Raw genomic sequence first — 10,645 nt, forward strand, 5'->3', positions numbered from 1 at the left:
ATCGCACGACGGTCCTCCTCGGGGCCGCAGGGGCAGTGATTCCCGGACGTACACCGGCATGCCGGCGGGGTGTGCGGACGGGGCGCGGTGCCCGGTGAAAGGCCCGGCGGCGCCGCCGTGGAGGCCTTCCGCACCACCGACCGCAGTACCGACCAGATCGCCGACCGCCCCGCTTTCCGGAACGCTTTTCGGAACGGGCCGCCCAGGGGGGAGGATGGACCCATGCAGCCACGCAATATGTCCATGAGTGGAGTCGTCGACCTCGCAGCGGTGAAGGCGGCCGGGGAAGCGAAGCAGAAGGCGGAGCAGGCACGCGCCGAGGCCGCCCGTACGGGCCGGGCGCCGACGAGCGGTGCCCGCCTGGTGTTCGACGTCGACGAGGCGGGGTTCCAGCAGGACGTCCTGCAGCGCTCCACCGAGGTCCCGGTCGTCATCGACTTCTGGGCCGAGTGGTGCGAGCCGTGCAAGCAGCTCGGTCCCCTGCTGGAGCGTCTCGCGGGGGAGTACGCCGGCAAGTTCGTGCTGGCCAAGATCGACGTCGACAGCAACCAGATGCTGTTCCAGCAGTTCGGGGTGCAGGGCATCCCGGCGGTGTTCGCCGTGGTGGCGGGCCAGCCGATCCCGCTGTTCCAGGGCGCGGCCCCGGAGGCGCAGATCCGCGAGGTGCTCGACCAGCTGGTGCAGGCCGCCGAGCAGCAGTTCGGCATCGTCGGGGCGCCGGTCGAGCCGCAGGCGGCGGACGAGCAGGCGGCGGCCGAGGCGCCGGTTCCGGCCGGTCCCTACGACGCCGTGCTGGAGGCCGCGAACCAGGCGCTGGACTCCGGCGACCTGGGCGGTGCCATCCAGGCCTACAAGAACGTGCTCTCCGACGACCCCGCCAACCCGGAGGCCAAGCTCGGCCTCGCGCAGGCCGAACTCCTGCACCGGGTGCAGGACCTGGACCCGCAGGCGGTGCGCAAGGAGGCCGCGGAGAACCCGGCCGATGCGCAGGCGCAGATCCGTGCCGCGGACCTGGACCTGGTCGGCGGGCATGTCGAGGACGCCTTCGGGCGACTGGTCGACGCGGTGAAGCGGACCGCGGGGGACGACCGGGAGGCCGCGCGGGTGCGGCTGCTGGAGCTGTTCGAGGTCATCGGCGCGGACGATCCGCGGGTGACGGCGGCCCGTACGGCGCTGGCCCGGGTGCTCTTCTGACCCGCTGTCCGCGGGCTCGCCCGCTTGTGACCAGTACGCCACCGTGAGTTGACCAAACAAACGAAGCAGCGGCCACGTTTTACCAAAACTTGGTAAACGTGGCCGCTGTTACTTCAAGTAAGTCTTGGCGACCCTCTTGCGGCAGTGTGTCCGCAATTGCCTCATGTCCCTTCGCTGTTAACGGCGACGGTGTGTGTCCAGTTGATCTCTCCGGGTCGAAGCGCGTTTATCGGGCCGTTACCCGCAAGTAACGAGCCCCTTGTGCGGCGGCCGTGAATGGACCACGATCGGCCACGCTCGGTCCATTCCCGCAGCCCGGCATCCGGCCGGTGCCGCGGGGCACTTGGGTCCCCACCGAGTGGCCGGCGGCAGTGGCAGCCGGCCGTGGACAGGGGGGTCTCTGCCCCACCCGGCAGGGCCTGTCCGAGGAGGTTGCGCGAGAGCGTGGCCAGTGGTTGTCGCTCGGGGGTGATCGCCGGTGTTCGGAACACGATGTGCCTCCGAGAACAGGCGCTCTCCTTCCCGAGGACGTAGCACTTCTCCCATCCCAGGTACCGGTGTCCCAACTCAGGGGGCAGGTACCGGAGATGTACGTCCGAGAAGGAGGAAAGTCATGGAGTCCCTGGCTCGTGGCGGGACCAGATGGAAGCGGTTCGCCGTCGTCATGGTGCCGAGCGTCGCGGCGACCGCCGCGATCGGCGTCGCCCTCTCGCAGGGTGCGCTCGCGGCATCGTTCAGCGTGTCCGGCCAGCAGTTCAAGGTCGCTACCGACCGGCTGGACGGCACCGGATTTGTTCAGTACGGAGCCATTGACGCCCAGAAGGGCGGCAAGCAGGTCCCGGTGGCGGTCTCGGGGTTCTCGAACGCCAAGATCCGGAACCTGTGCCAGTCGGTGGTCGTTCCGGTCCCGGTCTTCGGCGATGTGTCGATGAAGCTGTCGGCCGGTGGCGGTGACACGCCTGTCGAGGCGAAGAACCTCTACATCGACCTGGACCAGCTGTCCGCGGACGCGACCTTCAACAACATCGACATCGGTGTTGCTGCGGGCTCGACGACCAAGGGTCCGGGCATGCACAAGGGCGACAAGGCCGACCCGGGCTCGTTCGCCCAGCAGGCCGACTCGGCCACGCTGACCCACGTCAAGCAGACCGCCTGGGCCACGACGGCCGGCACGTTCAAGCTCAGCGGCCTCAAGATGAGCGTCGCCAAGGGCAAGAGCGAGTGCTACTGACGCACTGAGCGTGCGGGCGCGGGGCGAGCTGTGCGGCAGTCGCCGTTCCCCGTGCCCGTACGCGGGCAGCGCTCAGTAGGACCCTCAGCACAGAACCACCGATTTGCCAGTCCCGAGGAGCTGTACGACATGAGCGCCGAAACGCGACCACGGCTGATCGAGTCCATCGGCCGGAAGCGGATTTCGTTCCGGGAGTGGCGCGGACACCGCCCGTTCTGGGGCGGATTGCTGACTCTGCTGGCCGGCATCCCGATCATGTACATCCCTTACGCGAACCTCACGATCGGTTCCCTGACCGTCCGCATGGCGACCACCGCCGGCGCCGGCTCGCTGATCATCGGCGTACTGCTGGTCGTGCTCGGTCTGACCATGTGGTTCCAGCCGGCCTCGCGGGTGTTCGCGGGGGTGGCGGCGATTCTGCTCTCCCTGGTCTCCCTGGTCGTCTCGAACTTCGGTGCCTTCCTGATCGGCTTCCTCCTGGGGCTGATCGGCGGGGCGCTCGGTGTCTCCTGGGCGCCGGGCACGGTGACCCGGGGCGAGGACGACACCGAGGAGCCGGCCCGCAAGACGGTCGCCGGACCGGTGGTCGCCACGCATCCGGCGCCTGCCGACGGTCCCGGGTTGGGCAATGGGCTGGACGACCTGTCAGGAACGAGCCCGACCAACGGAACGAACTGGAGGCACCGTGCCGGGTGACGAGCTGCACGAGGAGAGCGCAGCTACCGGGGCGATGGGGGTCCCCCCGCGCCGTTCAGGTGTGGGGGACGGTCCGCGGCACGCGGCGCCGAGGAAGCCGCTGCGGTCGCGGTTCCATGTGCCCGCGGGCAAGGCCATCGCCATCGCCGCCATGCCGTCCGCCGTCCTCATGGGGATGGGCCTGACGCCCCAGATGGCGATAGCCAAGCCGGCGCCGCCCAAGAGCCCCTTCAAGGACGGTCCGTGCGTCACCGCTCCGGACAAGGTGGAGCAGAAGGACGGCGCGAAGGACTCCGAGGGCGACACCAAGGACGACACCAAGCCGTCCACGGAGCCCTCGCCCTCGCCCTCGGCCGGCAAGGAAGCGGACAAGACACCCGCGCCCTCGCCGTCCGGCTCCGCGGAGAGCGACGAGCCCGCGGACACCTCGGCCCCGTCGCCCTCGGCCTCCGAGGAGAAGAAGGACGACGGAGGCCTGCTGGGCGGCATCGGCGATGCCCTCGGCGGTCTCCTGGGCGGGGACGACAAGGACGCAGAGGCGTCGGCCTCGCCGAGCCCCTCCGCGTCCGAGACGGCCTCGCCGAGCCCCTCGCCCTCCGAGTCGAAGGACGCCACGGACAAGGTCACCAAGCCGGTGACGGACACCGTCGACGGACTCAAGGACGGTGCCGACAAGGCCGGTGACACCGTCAAGGACGGCTCGAAGACGGTCAACGACACGGTCCACGGCGCCGTGGGCGCGGCGGACAACGCCCTGCCCGGCGGCGGCGTCGACGGCAAGGACGCCGACGGCAAGAAGGCGTTCCCCTGCGTCGTCGAGAACAAGCAGAAGGGCGAGGACGAGCAGACGCCCGTCACCCTGCCCGACGACCCCTGGCACCTGGAGTCCAGCGCGCTCACCCTGCGTGGTCTGAACTACGAGGGCGTCGTCAACGTCAAGACGCAGAACGGCCACACCAAGCAGGCCCTGAAGTTCACCGCCGACAGCGTCGACATCGGTGATCTGCATCAGACCGTCGACGACAAGGCGTCCGGGAAGAAGTACCACGTCCAGGCGTCCCAGGGGTCGACGTCCACGATCCGCGGCGGCAAGGTGACGATGTACACCGAGCGGCTGCAGGGCAACCTCTTCGGGCTGATCCCGATCGTCTTCGACCCCGAGCACCCGCCGCCGCTCAACGTCCCGTTCGCCTACTTCACCAAGGTGAAGATCGATCAGGCGGGCCAGTTCGGCGGCAACCTCCACGTCCCGGGTCTGCACCAGTTCATGACCGGCTGAGGAACGCCCCGGGTCACCGACCCGTTCGGGAGCCGCAGAAAAGGCGGTGGGCCACCCCCACAGGGGCGGCCCACCGCCTTTTCGTGCGCCGGTACGTCAGGCCTGCTGGCCGCCGAGGTGGTGCACCCGGACCATGTTGGTGGTGCCGGGGACGCCGGGCGGCGAACCGGCGGTGATCAGCATGGTGTCGCCCTTGCTGTAGCGCTGGAGCTTGAGCAGCTCGGCGTCCACCAGGTCGACCATCGCGTCGGTGTTGTCGACGTGCTGCACCACGAAGCTGTCCACGCCCCAGCTCAGCGTGAGCTGGTTGCGGGTCGAGGCGTCCGTGGTGAAGGCCAGGATCGGCTGGGCCGCGCGGTAGCGGGAGAGCCGGCGGGCGGTGTCACCGGACTTGGTGAAGGCCACCAGCGCCTTGCCGTCGAGGAAGTCGGCCATCTCGCAGGCGGCACGGGCCACCGCGCCGCCCTGCGTCCGCGGCTTCTTGCCGGGCACCAGCGGCTGCAGGCCCTTGGAGAGCAGCTCCTCCTCGGCCGCCTCGACGATCTTCGACATCGTCTTGACGGTCTCGATCGGGTACTGGCCCACCGAGGACTCCGCGGAGAGCATGACCGCGTCGGCGCCGTCCAGGATGGCGTTGGCGACGTCGGACGCCTCGGCGCGGGTCGGGCGGGAGTTGGTGATCATCGACTCCATCATCTGGGTCGCGACGATCACCGGCTTGGCGTTCCGGCGGCACAGCTCGATCAGCCGCTTCTGCACCATCGGGACCTTCTCCAGCGGGTACTCCACCGCCAGGTCACCACGGGCGACCATGACGGCGTCGAAGGCCATCACGACCTCCTCCATGTTGGCCACCGCCTGCGGCTTCTCGACCTTGGCGATGACCGGTACCCGGCGGCCGACCTCGTCCATGACGCGGTGCACGTCCTGCACGTCCTTGGCGTCCCGCACGAAGGACAGCGCGACCATGTCGCAGCCCATCCGCAGGGCGAACTTGAGGTCCTCGATGTCCTTCTCGGACAGCGCGGGGACGTTCACCGCGGCGCCGGGCAGGTTGATGCCCTTGTGGTCGGAGATGACCCCGCCCTCGATGACGATGGTGCGCACCCGCGGGCCGTCGACCTCGGTGACCTGGAGCGCGACATTGCCGTCGTTGATCAGGACCGGGTCGCCCTTGGAGACGTCGCCGGGCAGGCCCTTGTAGGTCGTTCCGCAGATGGTCTTGTCGCCGGGAACGTCCTCGGTGGTGATGACGAACTCGTCGCCCCGCACCAGCTCCACGGGGCCGTCGGCGAAGGTCTCCAGGCGGATCTTGGGGCCCTGGAGGTCGGCCAGCACACCGACGGCGCGGCCGGTCTCCTCGGAGGCCTTGCGGAGGCGGTGGTACCGCTCCTCGTGCTCCGGCTGGGTCCCGTGGCTCATGTTGAAACGGGCCACGTTCATGCCGGCCTCGATCAGCGTCTTCAGCTGGTCGTAGGAGTCGACGGCGGGGCCCAGGGTGCAGACGATTTTGGAACGGCGCATGGGCAGAATCCTATCGGTTTGTTTAGCAGCGGAATATATCGGTAGGTGAAAACACCGAGTGCTACGCGCTGACCAGGGCGTATGTCTGCTGAGCGATCTCCAGTTCCTCGTCGGTCGGTACGACGGCGACCGCGACCCGGGCGGACTCGGGCGAGATCAGCCGCGGCTCGCCGGACCGTACGGCGTTCAGGTCGGTGTCCACCGCCAGGCCCATCTCCTCCAGGCCGGCCACGGCGGCCGCGCGCACCGGGGCGGCGTTCTCCCCGACGCCCGCGGTGAACACCACCGCGTCGACCCGGCCGAGCACCGCGGTGTAGGCCCCGATGTACTTCTTCAGCCGGTGGATGTAGATGTCGAAGGCGAGCCGGGCGCGCTCGTCGCCCTCGTCGATCCGGCGCCGGATCTCCCGCATGTCGTTGTCACCGCACAGCCCGATGAGCCCGCTCCTCTTGTTGAGCAGCACATCGACGTCGTCCTCGGACATCCCGGCGACCCGCTTGAGGTGGAAGGTCACCGCCGGGTCGATGTCACCGGAGCGGGTGCCCATGACCAGGCCCTCCAGCGGCGTCAGGCCCATCGAGGTGTCCACACAGCGGCCGCCGGCCACCGCCGAGGCGGAGGCGCCGTTGCCCAGATGGAGCACGATGACGTTGACGTCGGCGGGGTCCTTGCCCAGCAGCGCGGCGGTCTTGCGGGAGACATAGGCGTGCGAGGTGCCGTGGAAGCCGTAGCGGCGGATGCGGTGGGCGTCCGCGGTCTCCACGTCGATGGCGTAGCGGGCCGCGTGCTCCGGCATCGTGGTGTGGAAGGCGGTGTCGAAGACCGCGACCTGTGGCAGATCGGGGCGCAGCGCCTGGGCGGTGCGGATGCCGGTGATGTTGGCCGGGTTGTGCAGCGGGGCGACCGGGACCAGCCGCTCGATCTCCGCGAGCACCGCGTCGTCGATCACGGTCGGCGCGGTGAACTTCAGCCCGCCGTGCACCACCCGGTGCCCGATCGCGGCCAGTTGCGGGGAGTCCAGGCCGAGACCGTCGGCGGACAGCTCCGCGGCGACGGCCTTCAGCGCGGCCTCGTGGTCGGCTATCGGGCCCTCGGTCTCACGCTTGTCGCCGCCGGTGGCGAGCGGGGTGTGGGCCAGGCGCGAGGTGTCCTCGCCGATCCGCTCGACCAGACCGACGGCGAGCCGCGTGCCGTCGGTCATGTCGAGCAGCTGGTACTTCACGGAGGAGGAGCCGGAGTTGAGGACGAGGACGCGGGTGGCGGTGGCAGTCATGGAGCGCTTTCCGGTGGGGTGGGGGAGACGGGTGGGGCCGGGTCAGGCGGTGTGGGCCGCGCCGGGCTGGGCGCCCTGGGCCTGGATGGCGGTGATGGCCACGGTGTTGACGATGTCCTGGACCAGCGCGCCGCGCGAGAGGTCGTTGACCGGCTTGCGCAGGCCCTGCAGGACCGGGCCGACGGCGACCGCACCGGCCGAGCGCTGCACGGCCTTGTAGGTGTTGTTGCCGGTGTTGAGGTCCGGGAAGATCAGCACGGTGGCCTTGCCCGCGACATCGGACTCCGGGAGCTTGGTCCGCGCGACCGCCGCGTCCACCGCCGCGTCGTACTGGATCGGCCCCTCGACCAGCAGGTCGGGCCGCAGCTCCCGGACGATCTCGGTGGCCTTGCGGACCTTGTCGACGTCCGCGCCGGAGCCGGAGGTGCCGGTGGAGTACGACAGCATCGCGATCCGCGGCTCGACGCCGAACTGGGCGGCCGTGGTGGCCGACTGGATGGCGATGTCCGCCAGCTGCTCGGCGTCCGGGTCCGGGTTGACCGCGCAGTCGCCGTAGACCAGCACCCGGTCGGCCAGGCACATGAAGAAGACCGACGAGACGATCTTGGCGTTCGGCTTGGTCTTGATGACCTCGAAGGCGGGGCGGATGGTGGCGGCGGTGGAGTGCACCGCACCGGAGACCATGCCGTCGGCCAGGCCTTCCTGGACCATCAGCGTGCCGAAGTAGGAGACGTCCGCGACCACGTCGAAGGCCAGCTCGACGCTGACGCCCTTGTGGGCGCGCAGCTGGGCGTACCGCTCGGCGAACCGCTCGCGCAGCTCGGAGGTCTGCGGGTCGATGATCTGGGCGCCGGCCAGGTCGATGGCCAGGTCGGCGGCGCGCTTGCGGATCGCCTCCTCCTCGCCCAGCAGCGTCAGGTCGCAGACGTCGCGGCGCAGCAGCACATCGGCGGCGCGCAGCACCCGCTCCTCGCTCCCCTCGGGGAGGACGACCCGGCGGCGGCCGGACCGGGAGCGCTCGATCAGCTCGTGCTCGAACATCATCGGGGTGACCCGGACGGAGCGGCCGACGGAGATCCGGTTCGTCAGCTCCACGGTGTCCACATGCCGCTCGAAGAGGCCGAGCGCGGTCTCCGCCTTGCGCGGGGAGGCGGCGTTCAGCTTGCCCTCGATCGCGAACAGCTCGGCCGCGGTCGGAAACGAGCCGCCCGGTACGGACACGACCGGGGTGCCGGGCGCGAGCCGGCCGGCCAGCGCCATGATGTCCGGGCCGGGCCGCTCGTCGAGGGTGAGCAGCACCCCGGCGATCGGCGGGGCGCCGGCGCTGTGCGCGGCGAGCGAGCCGATGACCAGGTCGGCCCGGTCCCCGGGGGTGACCACGAGGCAGCCGGGCGTCAGGGCCTTGAGGAAGGTCGGCAGCATGGCGCCGCCGAAGACGAAGTCCCGGGCGTCCCGGGCGAGCCCGGAGTCGTCGCCGAGCAGCACCTCGGCGCCGAGGGTGTGCACGATCTGGCCGACGGTCGGCGCGGAGAGCGAGCCGTCCTCGGGGAGTGCGTAACAGGGCACCGGGAGCCGGGCGGACAGCCGGTCGACGATGGCCTCCCGGTGTCCGGGGGCGACCCGGTTGACGACCACGGCCACGACGTCGCAGCCCAGCGACTGGTAGGCCTGGTAGGCGTTGCGGGCCTCGGCGCGCACCGACTCGGCCTCCTGGCCCTGGCCGCCGACGACGGTCAGCACCGCGGCGCCGAATTCATTGGCGAGCCGGGCGTTGAGGGCGAGCTCGGCCGGGAGGTTGGTGCCCGCGAAGTCCGAGCCGAGGACGAGCACGTACTCGTACTCCCTGGCCACGGCATGGAAGCGGTCGACGATCCGGGAGACCAGCTCGTCGGTGCCGCGCTCGGCCTGGAGCGTGGCGGCCTCGTCGTAGGTGAGGCCGTACACGGTGTCGGCGGACTGGGTGAGCCGGTAACGGGCCCGCAGCAGATCGAAGAGCCGGTCGGGCCCGTCGCTGTGCATCAGCGGGCGGAACACCCCGACCCGGTCCACATGGCGGGTGAGGAGCTCCATGACTCCCAGCTCGACGACCTGACGGCCGTCTCCGCGGTCGATACCGGTCACGTACACGCTGCGCGTCACGCGTGCTCTCCGATCCATTCCGTTGGTCGCTAGGTCAAAATCAGCCGTTATTGTGGGCATGCCCCTCTTGACAATACCTGCGGCGGTGGATAAGCCGCTCTCCCAGTTTCCCCTGCGGAGCCCGTGCGGAGACAGTAGGGGTGAGGTCTGTGTGCGGGGAGGGCCGGTCGGCCCGTGAAACAATCGGACCGGCTCACACGAACCAACGAGCACAGGAGACACAGCACGATGCGTATCGGAGTCCTCACCGCAGGCGGCGACTGTCCCGGCCTCAACGCTGTGATCCGGTCTGTTGTCCACCGTGCCCTGACCGGGCACGACGACGAGGTCATCGGTTTCGAGGACGGCTTCAAGGGCCTGCTCGAAGGGCGCTTCCGCAAGCTCGACCTCGACGCGGTCAGCGGCATCCTCGCCCGCGGCGGCACGATCCTCGGCTCGTCCCGGCTGGAGCGCAACCGGCTCCGCGAGGCCTGTGAGAAGTCCAAGGACCTCTCCAAGGACTACGGCATCGATGTCCTGATCCCGATCGGCGGCGAGGGCACGCTCACCGCCGCGCGGATGCTGGCGGACGCCGGGATGCCGGTCGTCGGCGTCCCCAAGACCATCGACAACGACATCTCCTCCACCGACCGCACCTTCGGCTTCGACACCGCCGTCGGCGTCGCGACGGAGGCCATCGACCGCCTGAAGACCACCGCGGAGTCGCACCAGCGGGTCATGGTCGTCGAGGTGATGGGACGGCACGCGGGCTGGATCGCGCTGGAGTCCGGGATGGCCGGCGGCGCCCACGGCATCTGCCTGCCGGAGCGCGAGTTCGACGTCAACGACCTGGTCACGATGGTCGAGGAGCGGTTCGCCCGGGGCAAGAAGTTCGCCGTGGTCTGTGTCGCCGAGGGTGCCCACCCGGCCCCCGGCACCATGGACTACAAGAAGGGCGCCATCGACCAGTACGGCCACGAGCGGTTCTCCGGTATCGGCACCGCGCTCGCCGCCGAACTGGAGAAGCGCCTCGGCAAGGAGGCCCGCCCGGTCATCCTCGGCCATGTGCAGCGCGGCGGTACCCCCACCGCGTACGACCGGGTGCTCGCCACCCGCTTCGGCTGGCACGCCGTCGAGGCCGCCCACCGCGGCGACTTCGGCCGGATGACCGCGCTGCGCGGCACCGACATCACCATGGTGCCGCTGCACGAGGCGGTCACCGAGCTCAAGACGGTGCCCGCGTGGCGGATGGACGAGGCCGAGTCGGTCTTCTGAGCCCCGCCGCTCGCCGGAAACACCAACGGCGGCGCGCCTGCCCTCGGTTGAGGGC

The 10,645-nt window shown here is 70.1% G+C and carries 8 protein-coding genes; 5 read left to right on the plus strand and 3 right to left on the minus strand.

Translation table 11 applies throughout. The features are described 5' to 3' along the window. The first annotated feature begins 222 nt into the window (after positions 1-222). The 4 genes from ACFW5B_RS31965 (at position 223) to ACFW5B_RS31980 (ending at position 4,400) form a co-directional block, all read left to right on the plus strand. Positions 223-1,194, plus strand: coding sequence for a tetratricopeptide repeat protein (locus tag ACFW5B_RS31965; protein ID WP_386447404.1), 972 nt, complete (start codon positions 223-225; stop codon positions 1,192-1,194). Positions 1,195-1,807: 613 nt separating this feature from the next. Beyond that, the gene (locus ACFW5B_RS31970) at positions 1,808-2,425 is read left to right on the plus strand and encodes a DUF6230 family protein (RefSeq protein WP_386447407.1); all 618 of its coding nucleotides are present in this window, start codon (positions 1,808-1,810) and stop codon (positions 2,423-2,425) included. Between the two features lie 129 nt (positions 2,426-2,554). Then, positions 2,555-3,121: a DUF6114 domain-containing protein gene (locus tag ACFW5B_RS31975; protein WP_386447410.1), complete on the plus strand. Its 567-nt coding sequence runs from the start codon at positions 2,555-2,557 to the stop codon at positions 3,119-3,121. Continuing rightward, positions 3,111-4,400 carry a hypothetical protein gene (locus ACFW5B_RS31980; protein ID WP_386447413.1) on the plus strand — a complete coding sequence of 430 codons (1,290 nt, stop codon included), beginning with the start codon at positions 3,111-3,113 and terminating at the stop codon, positions 4,398-4,400. The genes ACFW5B_RS31975 and ACFW5B_RS31980 overlap by 11 nt, the downstream gene beginning before the upstream one ends. Before the next feature lie 96 nt (positions 4,401-4,496). Here ACFW5B_RS31980 and pyk read toward each other — a convergent pair whose 3' ends face one another. The 3 genes from pyk to pta form a co-directional block, all read right to left on the minus strand. Further along, entirely contained in the window at positions 4,497-5,924 is a 1,428-nt protein-coding gene (gene pyk / locus ACFW5B_RS31985) for a pyruvate kinase (protein ID WP_386447416.1), read from the minus strand. A gap of 61 nt (positions 5,925-5,985) precedes the next feature. Further along, on the minus strand, positions 5,986-7,197 hold the full coding sequence (locus ACFW5B_RS31990; protein WP_386447419.1) for an acetate kinase: 1,212 nt from the start codon (positions 7,195-7,197) through the stop codon (positions 5,986-5,988). Between the two features lie 42 nt (positions 7,198-7,239). Then, positions 7,240-9,336 (minus strand): phosphate acetyltransferase, encoded by a 2,097-nt coding sequence (pta, locus tag ACFW5B_RS31995; RefSeq protein WP_386447422.1) that lies wholly within the window; start codon positions 9,334-9,336, stop codon positions 7,240-7,242. A gap of 228 nt (positions 9,337-9,564) precedes the next feature. Between pta and ACFW5B_RS32000 the strand changes: the two genes are divergently transcribed. Beyond that, positions 9,565-10,590, plus strand: coding sequence for an ATP-dependent 6-phosphofructokinase (locus tag ACFW5B_RS32000; protein WP_386447425.1), 1,026 nt, complete (start codon positions 9,565-9,567; stop codon positions 10,588-10,590). The last annotated feature ends 55 nt before the right edge of the window (positions 10,591-10,645 follow it).

The sequence above is a fragment of the Streptomyces sp. NPDC058773 genome, from assembly GCF_042746015.1.
GTDB lineage: Bacteria > Actinomycetota > Actinomycetes > Streptomycetales > Streptomycetaceae > Streptomyces.